Below are 18,367 nucleotides of genomic sequence, written 5' to 3'. Positions count from 1 at the left end.
CGGTGCGTGGGCACCGCTACCCATCGTCCGGCGCGCCCCCGGGACATAGGTTGATCCCCGTCGATCCGTTCCTCGTCGAACCCACCGTCCCGGAAGGACAGCGCCGTGACCACTCTCGCCGCCACTCCCGTCGCCACCCGGCCGCCGATGCCGCCGCTCGTCTACGTCCCCACCACGGACGAGGAGGACCGGGCCGCGCGCCGCCTGGTGATGCACACGGTCGAGGACGGCCGCACCGCGCTCTACACCTACTCGGCGATCGACCGCCTCGACCGTTACTACCTCGAGGGCTCCCCGTGGGTGGTGCTCGACGTCGCCTCGCTGCAGCGCGCGTACGAGGCCGCGCCCTACGACCTGCTGTTCGTGGACGTCAGCCCCGGACTGCAGGAGATCGACGAGGAAGCGCGGGACGCCGACCGTGCCTGACATCGACGTCGACCTCGACGACCTCGACACCATCGCCACCGGCCTGGGTGAGGCCGCCACGGCGCTGGAGGGGCTGCGGTTCCCTGACGGACCTGACGCCGGACTCGTCTCGCCGGGCATCACCTCGCTGCTCGGTCAGCTCGCCACCAGCACCGGCAACGTGGCCTCCTCGCTCTCCGCCGCGTCGGAGAACGTCGCGCAGTCGCGGCTGTACTACCAGCGGGCCGACGCCGAGTCCTCGGCGACGCTCGAGCAGATCAACCAGGCGATGGAGGACTGATGGCCGACGTCGACACCGAGATCACCGGCAGCCCCTCGTCGATCGAGGGCACGGCCACCTGGCTGCGCGACGCCCTCGCGAACGGCGTCGAGGCCGCGGCCGACAGCCTCACCGCCGCCCGTTCGACGGCGAGCTCCAGCTGGAACACGACGGCGGGGGACAACTTCCACACCGTCGCTACGCGGGCGATCCGGACGACCGACGACCTGAAGTCGGCCGTCACCACGCTCGCGGGCGACCTGGAGGACTTCGCCTCCAGCCTGCGACGCTGCCAGGAGGACATGGCTGCGGCGCGCGAGGACGCGCGAGGGGCCGGGCTGACCGTGACGGGTTTCGTCGTCGTGGACCCGGGGCCGATGCTCCCGGACCCGTCCCTGGTGCAGGACCCGACCCAGGCTCAGCAGGACAGCTTCTCGCAGGACTACGCCGCCTACGAGGCGCAGGTCGAGAAGGTGCGCACGTTCGTGTCGGTCCGAGCGGAGGCCGACCGCGTGGACCGGGCCTACCGCACGGCGTGCGACAAGCTCGAGGGCGACATCACCCCCGGCGCGCACGCGTCCTGGGTGGTCACGATCGGCGACCTCCTCGGCGAGGGCATCATCGCCGCCGAGGCGGTCACCATCGCCAACCAGCGCTCGGCGCTCCTGACGCGGGCGGACGAGCTGTTCGCGATGGGCCAGACCCAGCTCGACGACATCGCGAACAACAGCGGCTTCTGGGACCGACGCTACCGGCGCATCAGCTGGCTGCCGGGCTGGCTGGACCGCAATCGGATCGAGGCGGACCGGCTCGCCGCCCAGGGGCTGATCGACGAGGCCGCCGACCTGCGCACGCAGGCGGCCGACCTCGCCCCCGGCCGGGTCTCCCGCATCTTCCGGGTGGCGGGCCGGATCCTCGGGCCGGTCGGCTTCGGCCTCGGCGTCTACAACGACTGGCAGGAGGGCGAGAGCGTGGAGCAGATCGCCGTCTCCCAGGGCGGTGGGCTGCTGGCGGGTGTGGCCGCCGGGGCGGGCGTCGGCGCGCTCGTCGGCTCGATCGTGCCCGGACCGGGGACGGCCATCGGTGCCGCGGTCGGCGCCGTCGTCGGAGCCGGCGTCTCGATCTTCGCCGACGGCGCCATCGACTCGTTCTTCGAGAACGGCCCGGACGTGGGCGAGGCCCTCAGCTCCGGCGTCGACGCGCTCGCGGACACCGGTGAGGCGATCGGCGACTTCGCGGGCGGCGTGGCCGACACCGTGGGCGGCTGGTTCGATTGAGCAACCTCACCCGACCCTCGCCCCTGCTCACCGTCCTGGGGCTGGGGGGCAGCGCCGTCGCCGTCGCCATCGGTGCCGCCGTCGCGGCCAGGGGGACGACGGCGACCGTCGCGCTCGGGTCCCTGCTGGCGACGTTCGGCGTCACCGGGCTGCTGGCGTGGGTCTCGCGCACCGTCGGCGCCCGGCAGGCCGAGCGTGCCGCCGGTGATCTGGTGCTCGTGCCCCGTGCGGATCGGATCGACGGCGAGGACGCCGTGCTGCACCCGCGCTCGTCCGGCCCCGCCCAGGTCTTGGCGCACGCCGCGCTCGCCCTGATGGGCGTGTGGGCGCTGGTGATGATCGTGCTGGCGCTGCTGCGCGGCGCGCCTGGGTGGCTCGTGCTCCTGGTCCCGTGGGCGGTGCTGGTGCTCGGGGGTCCGGTCATGGCCGCGGCCGGACGGCTGACGCCGGGTGGCGTGTACGTGACGCCGACGAGGGTGGTCGACGTCGACCGCGGCGGCCGTGCGGAGGTTGCGCTCGCCGACGTCGACCTCGTCACGCCCATGGCGGACAGGCTGCTGCTGCGGCCGCGCCGGGCGGGCGCCGTGATCGCGCGACGGACCGCCGGCCCGTGGAGCCGCAAGCCCCGCACCGACCTCCTCGTGGTGGAGACGCTGGGCCTGTACGGCGGGAGCGGACCACTTGCCGACAGCGTGCGCCGGGCCGGGGCGGGACGATGACCGGCCCGGGGATCGAGGTGGACCTTGACGATCGGCGCTCGGCACGTTCGCCGACGGATTCGTCGACTCGATGTTCGAGTACGGCCTCGACGTGTTCCGCGCGTTCGACGCGGGCATCGAGGCGAGCGGGGAGTCGGTCGAGGTCCTGATCGACGCGATCTCTGAGGCCTCGGCGTAGAATCCTCCCGAACGACAGGGGAGCGCACCCACGCGCTGAGAGTGCGGCACAGCCGCAGACCCTCGAACCTGCTCCGGTCAGCACCGGCGAAGGAAGTCGGGAATCCTCTCCCCGGTGCGCACCCGCGCGCCGGGCCCTCCCACGCACGTCTGGGAGGACCACCGCATGACCCACCCCACCGCCCGCGCGCGACGGCGCACGGCTCGCTCCGCGGCGCTCGCCGCCACCGGCGCCCTCGCCGCCCTCGCCCTCGCGGGCTGCTCGCTCGGGGGCGGCCCCGCGCCGTCGCCCAGCGCCTCGGACCAGAACGCCTCGGAGACCTCCGACGACGGCGCGACGTCGGCCCCGGCGTCGTCCATCACCCTCGTCACCCACGACTCCTTCGCGCTCAGCGAGGACGTCCTGGCAGCGTTCACGGACGAGACCGGCATCGCGGTCACGCAGGTCGCGCCCGGCGACGCCGGAGCCCTGGTCAACCAGCTGGTGCTGACGAAGTCCTCGCCGCTGGGTGACGTCGTCTACGGCATCGACAACACGTTCGCGTCGCGCGCGATCGACGAGGGCGTTCTCGCGCCGTACACCTCGCCCGGGCTGCCGGCGAGCGCCGAGCCTTACCTGCTGGGTGACGCGCTGACGCCCGTCGATCTGTCCGACGTGTGCCTCAACGTCGACCTGGCGTGGTTCGAGGAGAACGGTCAGGAGCCGCCCGCCTCGTTCGACGACCTCGTGCAGCCCGAGTACGCGGGCCTGACGGTCGTGACGAACCCGGCGACGTCCTCGCCCGGTCTGGCGTTCCTGCTCGCGACGATCAGCGCGCAGGGGGAGGACGGCTGGGTCGGCTACTGGGAGCAGCTGCGGGACAACGACGTGCTCGTGGTCGACGGCTGGTCCGACGCCTACTACGTCGACTTCTCCGGCGCCGAGGGCGAGGGCGATCGCCCGATCGTCCTGTCCTACGCGTCCTCGCCGCCCGCGTCGGTCGGCGACGACGGCGTGCCCACCACCGCCGCGCTCCTGGACACCTGCTTCCGGCAGGTCGAGTACGCCGGGGTGCTCGAGGGCGCCGCAAACCCCGAGGGTGCGCAGGCGTTCGTCGACTTCCTGCTATCGCCGGAGGTCCAGGCCGACGTCCCGGGCCAGATGTACGTCTACCCGATCGACAGCTCCGTCGCGCTCCCGGACGACTGGGCCGAGTTCGCGCCGCTCGCGACGGCGCCGCACGAGGTCCCCGCCGACGAGATCGCCGCCAACCGGAGCGACTGGATCGACACCTGGACGGCCGCGGTCCTCCCGTGACCCTTCGCGAGGCACTTTCGGGCGTCTCCGAGGTACTTCTGGGCGTTCCCGAGGTGTTTTCCGGGCGTGCCGGATGAGCCGGGCCACGGAAAGTGCCTCGCGAGCGCCCGAAAGTGCCTCGCGAACGGGTGGGGTGGGGCGCGGGGTCGCCTGGGGGCTGGCCGTCATGATGCCGCTCGCGTTTCTCGGCCTGTTCTTCGCCTACCCCGTCGCGACCCTGGTCGGGCGCGGCTTCGTCACCGACGGCGCGCTCGACCTCGGCGGTTTCGCCGAGGTGCTCGGTGCCCCGCGCACGTGGCGGGTCGTCTGGCACACGCTGAGCCAGGCCGCGCTCGGCACCGTGATCGCCGTCGTGCTCGGCGTCCCCGGCGCGTACGTCCTCTACCGGCGCACGTTCCCGGGTCGCCGGGTGGTGCGCGCGCTCGTCGCGGTGCCGTTCGTGCTCCCCAGCGTGGTGGTGGGGGTCGCGTTCCGGGCGCTCCTGGCGCCGTCGGGACCGCTGGGGTTCCTCGGCCTGGACCGGACGTTCCCGGCGATCGTCGCCGCGCTCGTGTTCTTCAACTACGGGCTCGTGGTGCGCATGGTGGGCACCGTCTGGGAGCGCCTGGACCCCCGCACCGAGCAGGCGGCGCGCGCGCTCGGCGCGTCACCGCTGCGCGCCGCGCTGACGGTCACACTGCCCGCGCTCGTCCCCGCGATCGCGTCGGCGGCCGCCCTGGTCTTCCTGTTCTGCGCGACGGCGTTCGCCCTCGTCCTCGTGCTCGGCGGGTCCCGCTACGCCACCGTCGAGGTCGAGATCTGGCTGCAGACCACGCAGTTCCTCGACCTGCGCACGGCCTCGGTGCTGAGCGTCGTGCAGCTCGTCGTCGTCGGGCTGGCGCTCGTCGTCTCGGGTCGCGCCCGGCGCGGTCGGGAGCGCGCGCTCGCGCTGGTCGAGTCCTCGCGCGCGACGGCGCCGCTCCGGCTGGTGCGTCGCGACGGGCAGGCGGCCTCACCCCTGGACGTGGGAGCGGCGGCGGTGACGGCGGCCGTCGTCGCCCTCGTCGCGCTGCCGCTCGCGACGATGCTCGTGCGCTCGCTGCGCCACGACGGCGCGTGGACCCTGCGGCACTACGCGAACCTCGCCACCACGGGCGACCGCGCGCTGACCGTGAGCGTGTGGGAGGCGACCGCGAACTCGCTGCGCATCGCCGTCGACGCCACGGTCATCGCGGTCGTCATCGGCATGACGCTCGCGCTGGTGCTCTCGCGGCGGCCCGCGTCGCGCACGGGACGGCGCGCGCTCGGGGCGCTCGACGCCGTCGTGATGCTGCCGCTCGGCGTCTCGGCCGTGACGGTCGGGTTCGGTTTCCTCATCGCGCTCGACCGGCCGCCGCTGGACCTGCGCAGCTCGCTCGTGCTCGTGCCGATCGCCCAGGCGATGGTCGCGATCCCGCTCGTGGTGCGGGCGGTGCTGCCCGTGCTGCGCGCGATCGACCCGCGGCTGCGGCAGGCCGCCGCGACGCTCGGTGCCGGGGCCGGACGCGTGCTGCTGACCGTCGACGGGCCGCTCGTGCTGCGCTCGCTCGGGCTCGCGGTGGGGTTCGCGTTCGCGGTCTCGCTGGGGGAGTTCGGGGCGACGTCGTTCCTGTCGCGGCCGGACCGACCGACGCTGCCGGTGGTGATCTTCCGGCTGCTCGGTCGGCCGGGGGACGGGAACTACGGCATGGCGCTCGCGGCGTCGGTGGTCCTGGCGGTGATGGTCGGTGCGGTGATGACGACGGCGGAGCGGTTGCGGCCGCTCGGATCGGGGGAGGTGTGAGATGGCTGAGGTGAGGGATGGTCTCCGGGTGCGCGGCGCCGTCGTGCGCTACGGCTCGGGCGCGCAGGGCGGTCGCGACGCCGCGGTGACCACCGCCGTCGACGGCGTGGACCTCGACGTCGCCGGCGGGGAGGTGCTGGCGCTGCTCGGCCCGTCCGGCTGCGGCAAGTCGAGCCTGCTGCGCGCGATCGCCGGGCTCGAACCGCTGAGCGCGGGGTCGGTGGCGTGGGGCGAGGAGCCGCTGACCGCGGTGCCGACGCACCGGCGCGGGTTCGGGCTGATGTTCCAGGACGGGCAGCTGTTCCCGCACCGCGACGTCGGGCGGAACGTCGCCTACGGGCTGCGCGGGACGCGGTGGGGTGCCCCTCGTCCGGTGCGCGACGAGCGCGTGACCGCGATGCTCGAGCTCGTGGGGCTGGCCGGCTACGAGCGGCGCGCGGTCACCACGCTGTCGGGCGGGCAGGCGCAGCGGGTCGCGCTCGCGCGGTCGCTCGCGCCGTCGCCGCGGCTGCTCCTGCTGGACGAACCGCTGTCCTCCCTGGACCGGCGGCTGCGCGAGGACCTGGTCGGCGAGCTCGGTGCCGTGCTGCGGACGGCCGGCACGACCGCGCTGTACGTGACGCACGACCACGACGAGGCGTTCACGGTGGCCGACCGCGTGGGCGTGATGCTCGAGGGCCGGCTGGTCCGGGTGGCGAAGCCGGACGCGCTCCGGGCGGCGCCCGCGACCCCCGAGGTCGCGGCCTTCCTCGGCCTCCCCCGTGCGGGGAGCGAGCCGCACCGAACGACGAGCGATGGGGGATCGCGGGTGACGGGGTCGCGACATCCTGGGAGTGCCCGCCTTCGTCCCCGCGCATGATTCCCGTGCCGGTCATCCCTCTCCCTCGCCCCCGTCATCCCGGCGGGAGGGGGACGGGCGGGACGGGGCGCGACCGCGCCGACAGCGTCGATCCCACGCTGGCCCCGACCACCACGGCGACGGCGAGGGCCTGCACCCAGGTCAGGGTCTGCGACAGCAGCAGGAGACCGGCGAGACACGCCACCGCCGGCTCGAGACTGAGCAGGATGCTGAAGGCGCGCGCCGGCAGCCGGCGGAGCGCTGCGAGCTCCAGTGAGTACGGGATGACGGAGGCGAGGAGGGCTGTCCCGGCCGCCATCAGCAGCAGCTGCGGTTCGGCGACGACGGCGGCCGCTCCCTCGCCGAACGGCGCGACCGCGACCGTGGCCACGAGCATGGCGACGGCGAGTCCGCCCATCCCCGGCACGCGCGCGCTGACCCGGGCGTTGGCCAGGATGTAGGCGGCCCAGAACGCCGCGGCGATCAGCGCGAGCAGCACGCCGAGCGGGTCCAGCCCGCCCGGGGTGCCCCCGTCCCCGCCCTCCGCGCCGTGCCCCAGCCCGAGCGTGGCCACGCCCGCCGCCGCCACCAGCACCCAGATCCCGTCGCGGGCCCGGCGGGTGAGGGCGGCGGCGAGGACGAGCGGACCGAGGAACTCGACGGTGACCGCGATGCCGAGCGGGATGCGGGCGATCGAGGCGTAGAACGCGCTGTTCATCCCTGCCAGCGCCAGCCCGAGGCCGAGGATCGCGAGCCACTGCGAGCGGTTCCAGGCCCGTACCCGCGGCCGCAGCACCACCAGCAGCACCAGGGCAGCGATGCCGAGGCGGAGGAACGTCGTGCCGCCGGGCCCGAGGGCGGGGAACAGCTGGGCGGCGAACGCGGCCCCGACCTGCAGCGACAGACAGCTGCCGAGCACCATGACCGCCCCGACGCCGCTGCCGCCCCGGCGCGCGAGTCCGGGCTGCTGCGGGGTGCCGGGCGGGTTCACCGCCCCATCGTGCCGTGCGGGCGGCGCGACGGTGACCGGTGTCCGGCGTCCGCCACCCGCCCGTGCACGGCGAGCTACGGCAGGGTCTCGCGCTCGAGGGGGAGCGCGGGCTCGAGCCGCTTGAGGGCGGAGAACGTCGGCGCGAGCGCGTCCAGGAGCCCCGAGTAGACGGGCCGCAGCTGCCGGTAGACCGAGGCGCTCGGGGCCTGCGGGCGCACCGTGGCGGTGACCTCGGCCCCCGCCGTCGCCGTCTCGATCGAGTCGATCATCCCCAGGGCGAGCATGCCGAGCACCGCGGCGCCGTAGCCCGACCCCTCCTGACCGTGGGTCAGGTCGATCGGGAAGTCCAGCGCGTCGGCGAGCATCTGGCGCCACAGGTCCGAGCGCATCACGCCGCCGGTCGCCCGGATCGAGGTGATCTCGAGCCCCGCGCCGCGCATCGACTCGAGCACGAGCGAGAGCTGCAGGCAGACCCCCTCGAGGCTGGCCCGCACGAGGTGCTCGCGACCGTGGGCCCGCGTCAGGCCGACGTACGCGCCGTGCGGGAGCGAGGTCCAGCGCGGTGCTCGCTCCGAGAGCAGGTACGGCATCATCAGCAGCCCGCCGGAGCCGACCGGCGCGCTGGCCGCGAGCTCGAGGAGGGCGTCCTCGCCGTCGGGCCCGAGGTCGGGTGCGAGCGCCTCGAGCGCCCACCGCATGACGACCCCGCCGTTGTTGATCGCGCCGCCGACGACCCACAGGTCCTCGGTGAGCGCGTAGCAGAACACGCGTCCCAGCGGGTCGACCACGGGCCGGTCCACCACCACGCGCAGGGCCCCCGAGGTGCCGAGCGACGCCGCGACCATGCCGGGCTCGACGGCACCGACGCCGAGGTTGGCGAGCGGTCCGTCGCCGGCGCCGACGATCACCGGCGTGCCGGTCGGCAGCCCGAGGTCGATCGCGCCCTGCGCAACCAGCTCCAGGACGTGGGTGGTCGGCACGAGCTCGGGCAGCTGCTCGGGGAGCACCCCGGCCAGCGCGAGCGCCTCGCCGTCCCACGCGAGGTCCACCAGGTTCAGCAGCCCGGTGGCCGAGGCGATCGAGTGGTCCATGACGAGCGCACCCGTCAGGTTGAGGAGGACGAACTCCTTGATGCCGCACCAGTGGCCCACGCGCTCGCACAGCTTGGGCTCCTGGTCGTGGAACCACACCAGCCGCACGAGCGGTGACATCGGGTGGACGGGTGTGCCCGTGCGGCGGTGCAGCCCGAGCCCGCCCGCCGAGGCGCGGATCCGCTCGGCCTGGACGTCGGAGCGCGTGTCGCCCCACGACGTCGACGGCGTCAGCACCTCGCCCGTCGGCGACAGGCCCAGCAGCGTGTGCATCGCGGAGCTGAACGCGAGACCGGCGACCCGCTCGGGTCCGACCTCGGCCACCACCTCGGCGGTCGCGGCGACCACGGCCCGCAGGATCTCGTGCGGGTCCTGCTCGGCGTAGCCCGGGTGAGGCGTGTGCAGCGGGTAGGGCCGGGAGGCGGAGCCCGCCGGCACGCCGTCGACCGTGAACGCCACCACCTTTGTGGCGGTGGTGCCGATGTCGACGCCGAGGACGAGGTCGGCCTGCTGGCTAGCCACGGCTCGATCCTGCCAGCCGCAGCAGGACCTTGCCGGACGCGTCGCCGTCGCGCGCCGTGGTGAACGCCTCGGCGAGCACCGCGTCGTCGTCGATCCCGAACTCGTGGGTGATGACGAACTCGAGCCCCGGGTGGGCGGCGAGCACGGCCACGGCGTCGTCGATCTCGTCGGCGAACCGGAACGTGCCCACCATCGTCAGCTCCTTGGCGAGCATCGGGGCGAGGTTGATCGGTCGGGGCTCGCCCGCGAGCATGCCGAGCTGGACCACGGTGCCGCGGCGGCGTGCGGCGCTGACCGCCGTGGTCACGGCGGCCGCGGCCCCGGAGCACTCCAGGACCACGTCGAACGACGACGCGGGGACCTCCTCCTCGGTGAGGTTGACGGTCGCGGCCGCCCCGAGCGCACGGGCGCGCTGCAGCGGTGCGGCGAGCACGTCGCTCGCGACCACCTCGCTCGCCCCCTGGGCGACGCACGCCGCGACGGCGAGCAGCCCGATCGGGCCGGCGCCCGACACGAGCACGCGCCGTCCGACGACCCCGCCGCCCAGCGCGATGCCGTGCAGCGCCACCGCGAGCGGCTCGGCGAGCGCGGCCAGACGCAGCGTCAGGCCGGGCGGCAGGACCCGCACCATGGACCGCTCGACCACGAGGAGCTCGCACGCGGCCCCCTGCGTGTGGGGCCAGGTGGCCGCGCTGCCCAGGTAGGAGCCGCCGGGCCACAGGTGCGGGGCGTCGGCGAGACCCGGCACCGGCTCGCCGAACCGGGCCGGGTGCACCGTGACGGGCGTGCCGGGAGCCAGCGCGCCGGTGGGGTCGAGCTCGACCGTGGCCGAGAGCTCGTGGCCGGGCACGAGCGGCTCGCGCAGCGCGTACTCGCCCGTGGCGCCCCGGTGGTAGTAGTTCAGGTCCGACCCGCAGATGCCCACGTAGGCGACGCGCAGCAGCACCTGGTCGGGACCGGGCCGCGGGTCGGGGAGGTCGCGGACCTCGACGTGACGGGCCTGCTCGATGACGACGGCGCGCACCTCACACCACCGCCGTCATGCCGCCGTCGACGAAGATGTTCTGTCCCGAGACGAACGACGAGGCGTCCCCGGCGAGGTAGACGAGCGTGCCGATCAGCTCCTCGACCCGACCCCACCGCTGCGCCGGCGTGCGCTGCGTGACCCAGGCCGTGAACTCCTCGTCGGCGACGAGCGCCTGGTTCATCTCGGTGGCGAAGTAGCCGGGCGAGATGGCGTTGACCTGGATGCCGTGACGGGCGAGGTCGGCCGCCATGCCCTTGGTCAGCGCGGCCAGCCCGCCCTTGGAGGCCGAGTACGGCGCGATGGTCTGACGCGCCAGGAGCGACTGCACCGAGGCGATGTTGACGACCTTGCCAGAGCCGCGCTCGACCATCGCCGGCACGAGGTGGCGCGAGACGTAGAACGCGCTGGAGAGGTTCGCGGCGATGACGGCGTCCCAGTCGGCGACCGGGAACTCGGCGAACGGTGCCCGGCGCTGGATGCCCGCGTTGTTCACGAGGACGTCGGGCGTGCCGTGCTGCTCCAGCAGCGCCGCGGCGGCCTCGGCGACGGCGGCCGGATCCGTCACGTCGAACGTCACGGTGGCCGGGGTGCGGCCCGTCCGCTCGCCGATCGCGACGGCCGCGGCCGCCAGACGCTCGGTGTTGCGGCCGTGCAGGATGACGCGGGCGCCGGCATCAGCCAGCCCGCCGGCCATCGCGAGACCGAGGCCGCGCGAGGAGCCGGTGACCAGGGCGAGCCGGTCGGTGAGGTCGAACAGGGAGGTGGGGGATGTCGGGGAGGTCATGAGGATCCTTCCGGGTGCTGGCTGACGTGCTAGACGACGAGGAACAGGGCACCGATGAGCGCGAAGGCGAACACGGACTCCAGGGCCTGCTGGATGGTCCACGTCTGCAGCGTCTGCTTGACGCTCATGCCCATGAGTCGTCCGACGAGCCAGAAGCCCGAGTCGTTGACGTGCCCGGCGAAGACCGAGCCGGCCGCCGTCGCGAGCGTGATGCAGGCGATCTGCAGCGGGGAGAAGTCGCCGGCGGCCACGGCCGGGGCCATCAGACCGGCGGCGGTGACGAGCGCGACGGTCGCCGAGCCCTGCGCGAGGCGCAGGATGAGGGCGACGACGTAGGCGGCCACGATGACCGGGAGGCCGATGTCGCCGAGCGCGTCGGCCAGCGCGTCACCGATGCCCGACGCGCGCAGGATCCCGCCGAACATGCCGCCGGCGCCGGTGATGAGGATGACGGAGGCGACGGGGCCGAGCGCGGAGTCGAGGATCTTCTCCAGCGCGGTGCCGTTCTCGCCGCGGCGCGTGCCGAGCGCGATGCTCGCCACGAGAACCGAGATGAGCAGCGCGACGGGGGAGCTGCCGATCATGACGAGCGCCTTGACCCAGGTCGCGTCGCCGTCCACGACGCCGGCGGTTGAGAGCGTCGACAGGCCCGTGTTGAGGAAGATCAGGACGAGCGGCAGCAGGATGACGGTCAGGACCGTGCCGACCCGGGGCGGGTGCGTGGGCTGGTCGTTGTCGAGCTGGCCGAACAGCGTGGGGACCGGGAGCTGCAGCCGGGAGCCGACGAAGCGCCCCCACAGGTAACCGGTGAGGTACCAGGTCGGGATCGCGATCACGAGGCCGAGCAGCAGGACGAGGCCGAGGTTGGCGCCGTAGAACTCGGAGGCGGAGACCGGCCCGGGGTGCGGGGGCACGAAGACGTGCATGACCGAGAACGCAGCCGCGGCGGGGATCCCGTACAGCAGCACGTTGGTGCCGCCCATGCGCCGGGCGACGGCGAAGATGACCGGCAGCATGATCACGAGGCCGGCGTCGAAGAAGATCGGGAAGCCGAAGATGAGGCTCGCGACACCCAGCGCGAGCACGGCGCGCTTCTCGCCGAAGAGGTTGATGAGGGCGTCGGACAGCACCTTGGCGCCGCCGGAGTGCTCCACCAGCTTCCCCAGCATCGCGCCGAGTCCGACCAGGAGCGCGACGCTGCCGAGGGTGCCGCCGAAGCCGCCGGTGAGCTCGCTGACGATCGCCTCGAGCGGCACGCCGGTGGCGACGGCGGTCAGCAGCGACACGATGATCAGCGTCAGGAAGGCGTGCACCTTCAGCCTGATGACGAGGAAGAGGATCAGCGCGATCGCTCCTGCCGCGATGAGCAGCAGGGGCCCAGCGCCCAGTGTCTGGGTCCAGTCGTCCATGAGGATCTCCGTTGATCGTGGTGCGGCGGTGCAGGCGTGGCCCCGAGCGTGGCACTCGTGGCGGTGCGTGACCAGACCCGCCGAGGGGGTCGCGAGGACTCTGGCAGAAAAGTATGACTTTTACAATAGGCAGATCTTTGGCGGCCCCGACCTACGATGAGGCCCCGACGTCACCGAAGGAGATCGCGTGCTGCACACCGGTGTGCTCGACGACCTCGGGCGATCCATCGCCTGGGGCGAGATCCGGCCCGCGACGGTGCTGACGATCGCCGGGCTCGAGGAGCGCTACGAGGTCTCCCGCTCCGTCGTGCGCGAGGCGGTGCGCGTGCTGGAGTCCATGCGCATGGTGGCGCCTCGCCGCCGGGTCGGGCTGACCGTGCGGCCGCGCAGCGAGTGGAACGCGCTCGACGTCCGCCTCATCACCTGGAACCTCGCCGGACCCGCGCGTCAGCGCGAGCTCGGCGCGCTGATGGAGCTGCGCGTGGCGATCGAGCCCGTCGCGGCGCGGCTGGCCGCCACGCATGCGGACGACGACGAGCGCGACCGCCTCGCGGCCCTCGCGGCCCGGCTCCGCGAGCTCGGGAGCGCCGGTCTCGGCGAGAGCCCCGAGTACCTCGCCGTGGACATCGAGTTCCACACGCTCATCCTGCGCTCCAGCGGGAACGAGATGTTCGCGGGCACCCTGGGGGACGTGATCGGCGAGGTGCTCGCGGGCCGCACACGGCTCGGCCTCTCGCCGTCCGAACCCGTGGCCGAGGCCCTCGACCTGCACGAGATCGCGGCCGGGGCGCTCCTGGACCGCGACGGCGCGGCTGCGGAGGAGGCGGTGCGCGGCATCGTGCTCGAGGCCCACCGCAGCGCGTTGGCCGAGGGGGCGCTGGGGGACGTCCCCGAGCCGGACGGACCCGTCCGCAAGACCGGCCGCGCCTAGGCTTGCGGCGTGACGCCAGAATCCCCCGGCACGCTGCGCCTGACCGGCGTGTCCAAGACGTTCGAGGACGGGACGACGGCGCTCACCGGCATCGACCTGACCGTCGCCCCCGGTGAGCTCGTGACCCTGGTGGGGCCCTCGGGCTGCGGCAAGACCACGATCCTGCGCCTGGCGGCCGGGCTCATCGCCCCGAGCGAGGGCGAGCTCACCGTCACCGCCGACACCACGTCGTTCGTCTTCCAGGACCCGACCCTGCTGGAGTGGCGCACGGCCCTGCGCAACGTCGAGCTCGTCGGCGAGCTCCGGCACGTGCCGCGCGCGGAGCGGCGCACGCGGGCCCTCGAGGTGCTCGACGCCGTGGGCCTCGCCGATGCCGCGGCGAAGCACCCGCGCCAGCTGTCCGGCGGGATGCGGATGCGCGTCTCGATCGCGCGGGCGCTCGTGGCGCAGCCGGACCTGGCGCTGTTCGACGAGCCGTTCGGCGCGCTCGACGAGATCACCCGTCTCAGCCTGCAGACGCTGCTCCAGGACCTGTTCGCGCGCGCGGAGTTCGGCGCGCTGTTCATCACGCACTCGGTCAACGAGGCCGTCTACCTGTCCGACCGCGTGCTCGTCATGGGGCAGGGGCGGATCGCCGCCGAGGTGGCCGTGCCGTGGCCGCACCCGCGACCGCCCGAGCTGCGCTACAGCGCCGAGTTCGCCGCCGTCGCCGGCCGGGTGTCGGCGCTGCTGGAGGAGGCCTCGTGACCGGCCCGACGGCGTCGCGCAGCCTCCCCGGCTGGCTCACACAGGCGACCTCGGTGGTAGCGGCGCTGCTCGGGATCGGCCTCGTGTGGACGTTCGTGAGCCTCGTGGTCCTCACCCCGGAGCGGCGGTTCCTGCTGCCGCCGCCGACCCAGGTGCTCGGCACGCTCGGCAACCCCACGATCATGACGCCGATGCTCGCCGCCCTGGGACGCACCACCCTGGTGGCGCTGGTGGGGCTGGCGATCGCCGTCGTCGTCGGGCTGGTGTGGGCCGTGCTGATGGCGCAGTCGCGGTGGGTCGAGCGGATCCTGTACCCCTACGCCGTCATCCTGCAGACGATCCCGATCCTCGCGCTGACGCCGCTGATCGGGATCTGGTTCGGCTACGGGATCCCCGCACGCGTCGTGGTCGCGGTCATCATCGCGATCTTCCCGCTCATCTCCAACACCTTCTTCGGCCTGACGGCGGCGCCCAGCCCGGCCTCGCACGACCTGTTCACGCTCGCGCGCGCCTCGCGCTGGCAGCGGCTGGTGAAGCTGCAGGCACCGGCCGCCGTCCCGTCGATCTTCACCGGGCTGCGGACGGCGGCAGGGCTCAGCGTGATCGGCGCGATCGTCGGGGACTTCTTCTTCCAGCAGGGCGAGGTCGGGATCGGCGGCCTGCTGCGCGTCTACACGCTCCGGCTGAACATGGAGGCGCTGCTGACCGCCGTCGGGCTGACCGCGCTGTTCGGCGTGCTGGTGTTCTCGGTGTTCGCGGCCCTGGACCGGTTCGTGGTGGGACGCTGGTACGGGCGCTGAGGGCCTGCGTCAGCGGACCTGCGTGACCTCGAACTGCATGCGCGGGTGCGCGTAGAACTCCTGGGCCGCCACGAGCTGGAGCTCGCGCTCGCCGGAGTCGTAGGTGGTCTGCAGCAGGTCGAACACCGAGGACGTCGTGCGCGCGAGCGCGTCGGCGGCGTCGCCGGTGCGGCGGTAGTGGGCGGTGAAGAGCGCGGCCGTCACGTCGCCCGACCCGTTCGCCTTGAACGGCAGCAGCGGCGTCTGCACGATCCACGCACCCTCGGGCGTCACCGCGAGCATCTCGATCGTGCCCTCGGGGCGGTCGGGCTGCGCGACGCTCGTGACGAGCACGGTGGAGGGTCCCATCGCTCGCACGGCCTCGACCGAGGCGAGCGTGGACTCCAGCGTGTCGGGATCCGTGCCGGTGAGGAAGCCGAGCTCGAACTGGTTCGGCGTGATGAGGTCGGCGGCCGGGACCACGCGCTCGCGCAGCAGCTCGGGGATCGCGGGGGCGACGAAGCAGCCCGACGTCGCGTTGCCCATCACGGGGTCGCACGCGTAGATCGCGGCGGGGTTCGCGGCCTTCACGCGCGCGACGGCGTCGAGGATCACGTCGCCGATGCCCTCGCCACCCTGGTAGCCGGACAGGACGACGTCGACCTGGGCGAGCGCGCCGCGCTCCTCGATGCCGGTGACGACCTCGCGCACGTCCTCGGGCGACAGCAGCGGACCGCGCCACGCGCCGTAGCCCGTGTGGTTGGAGAAGTGCACGGTGAAGACGGGCAGCACCTCCACGCCGATGCGCTGCAGCGGGAAGACCGCCGCGGAGTTGCCGACGTGGCCGTAGGCCACCGAGGACTGGATCGAGAGGATCGTCACGGCACCAGGGTAGGCCCGGCCGCCGGTCGCGGAACGCGGCGGTAGTCTGACGCCGCCGCTGAAATCGCCAGGAACCACCGGCTGGTTCCCCAGAGCCCGAAACGGATCCACCATGACCCGACCCACCCTGCTCCGACCCGTCCCCTCACGTCGGTCGCGCACCGGTGCCCCGCGCACGCGCGCGGCCGCACCCGCCCTGACGATCGCCGTCGCGCTCGTCCTCGCCCTCGGCGCGTGCAGCGGGGGTGGGGACGCCGCCGCCGGCGACGGCTCCGGTCAGGGGGGTGACGCCGGGGCTCCTCTCGACGAGACGGCTGAGGCGGCCGAGCCCGGCTCCGCCCTCGACCTGGCGGAGGTCTGCCCCGCCACCGTCGTGATGCAGCAGGACTGGCAGCCCCAGGCCGAGCACGGCGGGATGTACGAGCTCGTGGGCTCCGACTACGAGGTCGACAACGACATCAAGGCCGTGCGCGGCACGCTCGTGGCCCAGGGCACCGACACCGGTGTGCAGATCGAGGTCCGCTCCGGTGGCCCGAACGTCGGTTTCCAGCGCGTCAGCGACCTGATGTACCTCGACACCGACATCCTGATCGGCGCCGTCAACACCGACCAGGCGATCGGGGCTGACGCCGACGGCCGCCCCGTCGTCGCGCTCGCGAGCCAGCTCACGCTGTCGCCGCAGATCTACATGTGGGACCCGGCCACCTACCCCGACGCGACCACCATCGCCGACGTCGCCGCCACCGGCGCCACGATCGTCACGGGCGGCGAGCTCATCCCCTCGCTGCTGGCCGGTCAGGGCATCGTGAGCATGGACCAGATCGACACGTCCTACGAGGGCACGCCGCAGCGGTTCGTCACCGACCCCTCGATCGTGCAGCAGGGTTTTGGCACGAACGAGCCCTTCGTGTACGAGAACGAGATCCCGCAGTGGGACAAGCCGGTCGCGTTCCAGTACCTGCACGAGCTCGGGTACTCGATCTACCCCGAGCCGATCACGGTCCGCGCGGCCGACGTCACGGAGCAGGCCGACTGCCTGGCGCGGCTCGTCCCGATCCTGCAGCGCTCGCAGCTGGACTTCCTCGCGGACCCCGAGCGCACCAACGCGCTGATCGTGGACCTCGTGGAGCAGTACCAGACCTCCTGGACCTACACCGACGGCGTGGGGGCGTTCTCCGTCGCGGCGCAGGTCGAGGACGGTCTGGTCTCGGACGACCCGGCCTCCGGCGTCTTCGGTCAGATCGACGGCGACCGCGTGGCCGAGACGGTCGCCACGTTCGTCCCGGTCCTGCAGGAGACGGGGTCGCTGGCCGCGGACGCCGCCGTCGACCCCGAGGACCTCTACACGAACGAGTTCATCGACCCGTCGATCACGATGGCCGACTGACACCCGTCACCCCGCCGCGAACGCCTCCGGGGTCGTTGTGAGCGCGACGACGACCCCGGGGGCTTTCTCGCGACAGCAGGGTGGGGCGGGGGTGGGGCGGGGGTGGCAGGGGGTGGCACGTACGGTGGGGAGATGACCGAACCGATCGAGCCGGGTGCCCCCGCGGTCTCGCTGGACCACCTCGCGCAGATGTTCCGGCAGATCGACGGCGAGGGCGCCTCCGACACCGATGCCGCCGAGCTGCGGGAGATCGCGCTCGGCTTCCGGCGGTTGCTGATGACCTACCGGTTCGGTCTCGACGAGATGATGACGAAGGTCACGATCCTGCGCGAGGAGTTCCGGCACATCCACGACTACACGCCGATCGAGCACATCGGCTCGCGCATGAAGTCCTTCGAGTCGATCCTCGCCAAGGCGAACCGGCGCGGCATCCCGCTGCGGCCCGACGCCGTCCGCGACTCCCTCACCGACATCGCCGGGGTGCGCATCACCTGCAGCTTCGTCACGGACATCTATCGGATGCGCGATCTGCTGATCGGCCAGCGGGACGTCACGCTGCTCCAGGAGAAGGACTACATCGCCGAGCCCAAGGCGAACGGCTACAAGAGCCTGCACCTGATCCTGTCGGTGCCCGTCTACCTCTCCGACCGGATCGAGCAGGTGGTGGTCGAGGTCCAGCTCCGAACGATCGCGATGGACTTCTGGGCCAGCCTCGAGCACAAGATCTACTACAAGTACGACCGCGAGATCCCGCCGCACCTGACCGCGGCGCTCGCGGCCGCGGCCACCGAGGCGGCGACGCTCGACGCCACGATGCAGCGCATCCACTCCGAGGTGCAGGAGCTCGCGCGCGACGGCGACGCGGCCGGCGCTGCCGGCAGCGGTGGGAGCGACGCCCCGGTCCGTGCCGGCGCCCCGATCATCGCGACGATCGTCGAACCCCCGAGCGACCTGGGCCACCGCACCGTCGCCCTCTGACGCCGAGAGGGTTGCCGCCCCTCGCCGAGGGGACTTCCGCCATCC

At 73.3% G+C, this 18,367-nt stretch carries 18 protein-coding genes and 1 riboswitch; of the genes, 12 read left to right on the top strand and 6 right to left on the bottom strand.

What is annotated here, in order from left to right; all coding sequences use genetic code 11:
• Window positions 1–105: 105 nt before the first annotated feature.
• The 7 genes from SERN_RS04425 to SERN_RS04395 all read left to right on the top strand — a co-directional run bounded on the left by SERN_RS04425 (window position 106) and on the right by SERN_RS04395 (window position 6,815).
• Window positions 106–426: an SAV_915 family protein gene (locus tag SERN_RS04425; RefSeq protein WP_135848844.1), complete on the top strand. Its 321-nt coding sequence runs from the start codon at window positions 106–108 to the stop codon at window positions 424–426.
• Entirely contained in the window at window positions 419–706 is a 288-nt protein-coding gene (locus SERN_RS04420; RefSeq protein ID WP_135848843.1) for a hypothetical protein, read from the top strand. The genes SERN_RS04425 and SERN_RS04420 overlap by 8 nt, the downstream gene beginning before the upstream one ends.
• A complete protein-coding gene (locus SERN_RS04415; RefSeq protein ID WP_135848842.1) occupies window positions 706–1,962 on the top strand; it encodes a hypothetical protein in 1,257 nt (418 codons plus the stop codon). The genes SERN_RS04420 and SERN_RS04415 overlap by 1 nt, the downstream gene beginning before the upstream one ends.
• Window positions 1,959–2,681 (top strand): hypothetical protein, encoded by a 723-nt coding sequence (locus SERN_RS04410; RefSeq protein WP_135848841.1) that lies wholly within the window; start codon window positions 1,959–1,961, stop codon window positions 2,679–2,681. Before SERN_RS04415 ends, SERN_RS04410 begins: the two co-directional genes overlap by 4 nt.
• A gap of 184 nt (window positions 2,682–2,865) precedes the next feature.
• Window positions 2,866–2,971, top strand: a riboswitch (TPP riboswitch).
• A 53-nt stretch (window positions 2,972–3,024) separates the two neighbouring features.
• Entirely contained in the window at window positions 3,025–4,155 is a 1,131-nt protein-coding gene (locus tag SERN_RS04405; protein WP_135848840.1) for a thiamine ABC transporter substrate-binding protein, read from the top strand.
• 73 nt (window positions 4,156–4,228) lie between these two features.
• Entirely contained in the window at window positions 4,229–5,956 is a 1,728-nt protein-coding gene (locus SERN_RS04400) for an ABC transporter permease (RefSeq protein ID WP_135848839.1), read from the top strand.
• 1 nt (window position 5,957) lies between these two features.
• Window positions 5,958–6,815 (top strand): ABC transporter ATP-binding protein, encoded by an 858-nt coding sequence (locus SERN_RS04395; protein ID WP_135848838.1) that lies wholly within the window; start codon window positions 5,958–5,960, stop codon window positions 6,813–6,815.
• A 34-nt stretch (window positions 6,816–6,849) separates the two neighbouring features.
• On the opposite strand, the gene SERN_RS04390 is transcribed toward SERN_RS04395, so the two are convergent.
• The 5 genes from SERN_RS04390 to SERN_RS04370 form a co-directional block, all read right to left on the bottom strand.
• The gene (locus SERN_RS04390) at window positions 6,850–7,785 is read right to left on the bottom strand and encodes an EamA family transporter (RefSeq protein ID WP_233251452.1); all 936 of its coding nucleotides are present in this window, start codon (window positions 7,783–7,785) and stop codon (window positions 6,850–6,852) included.
• A 74-nt stretch (window positions 7,786–7,859) separates the two neighbouring features.
• Window positions 7,860–9,398 (bottom strand): gluconokinase, encoded by a 1,539-nt coding sequence (locus SERN_RS04385; protein WP_135848837.1) that lies wholly within the window; start codon window positions 9,396–9,398, stop codon window positions 7,860–7,862.
• A complete protein-coding gene (locus tag SERN_RS04380) occupies window positions 9,391–10,422 on the bottom strand; it encodes a zinc-binding dehydrogenase (RefSeq protein ID WP_135848836.1) in 1,032 nt (343 codons plus the stop codon). Before SERN_RS04380 ends, SERN_RS04385 begins: the two co-directional genes overlap by 8 nt.
• A 1-nt stretch (window position 10,423) precedes the next feature.
• Window positions 10,424–11,209: a glucose 1-dehydrogenase gene (locus SERN_RS04375; RefSeq protein WP_135848835.1), complete on the bottom strand. Its 786-nt coding sequence runs from the start codon at window positions 11,207–11,209 to the stop codon at window positions 10,424–10,426.
• Window positions 11,210–11,238: 29 nt separating this feature from the next.
• Window positions 11,239–12,618: a GntP family permease gene (locus SERN_RS04370; protein WP_135848834.1), complete on the bottom strand. Its 1,380-nt coding sequence runs from the start codon at window positions 12,616–12,618 to the stop codon at window positions 11,239–11,241.
• Between the two features lie 187 nt (window positions 12,619–12,805).
• On the opposite strand from SERN_RS04370, the gene SERN_RS04365 reads away from it, so the two are divergent.
• Genes SERN_RS04365 through SERN_RS04355 form a run of 3 tightly spaced genes read left to right on the top strand, consistent with a single transcriptional unit; the run spans window position 12,806 to window position 15,096 of the window.
• Window positions 12,806–13,549 (top strand): FadR/GntR family transcriptional regulator, encoded by a 744-nt coding sequence (locus tag SERN_RS04365; RefSeq protein ID WP_135848833.1) that lies wholly within the window; start codon window positions 12,806–12,808, stop codon window positions 13,547–13,549.
• A 9-nt stretch (window positions 13,550–13,558) separates the two neighbouring features.
• A complete protein-coding gene (locus SERN_RS04360; protein WP_135848832.1) occupies window positions 13,559–14,296 on the top strand; it encodes an ABC transporter ATP-binding protein in 738 nt (245 codons plus the stop codon).
• Complete coding sequence (locus tag SERN_RS04355; protein WP_233251451.1) at window positions 14,293–15,096, top strand: ABC transporter permease; 804 nt, start codon at window positions 14,293–14,295, stop codon at window positions 15,094–15,096. The genes SERN_RS04360 and SERN_RS04355 overlap by 4 nt, the downstream gene beginning before the upstream one ends.
• A gap of 9 nt (window positions 15,097–15,105) precedes the next feature.
• Here the strand turns inward: SERN_RS04355 and pdxY are convergent, their stop codons facing one another.
• Window positions 15,106–15,957 carry a pyridoxal kinase PdxY gene (gene pdxY, locus SERN_RS04350; protein ID WP_135848830.1) on the bottom strand — a complete coding sequence of 284 codons (852 nt, stop codon included), beginning with the start codon at window positions 15,955–15,957 and terminating at the stop codon, window positions 15,106–15,108.
• 112 nt (window positions 15,958–16,069) lie between these two features.
• Between pdxY and SERN_RS04345 the strand changes: the two genes are divergently transcribed.
• Window positions 16,070–17,344, top strand: coding sequence for a hypothetical protein (locus SERN_RS04345; protein ID WP_135848829.1), 1,275 nt, complete (start codon window positions 16,070–16,072; stop codon window positions 17,342–17,344).
• 189 nt (window positions 17,345–17,533) lie between these two features.
• Entirely contained in the window at window positions 17,534–18,322 is a 789-nt protein-coding gene (locus tag SERN_RS04335; protein WP_135848828.1) for a GTP pyrophosphokinase, read from the top strand.
• Window positions 18,323–18,367 lie beyond the last annotated feature (45 nt).

This window comes from Serinibacter arcticus, assembly GCF_004786095.1.
Taxonomy (GTDB): Bacteria; Actinomycetota; Actinomycetes; order Actinomycetales; family Beutenbergiaceae; genus Litorihabitans; species Litorihabitans arcticus.
Note: the sequence above shows the minus strand (reverse complement) of the source record. Positions and strands in the feature narration are given on the sequence as shown.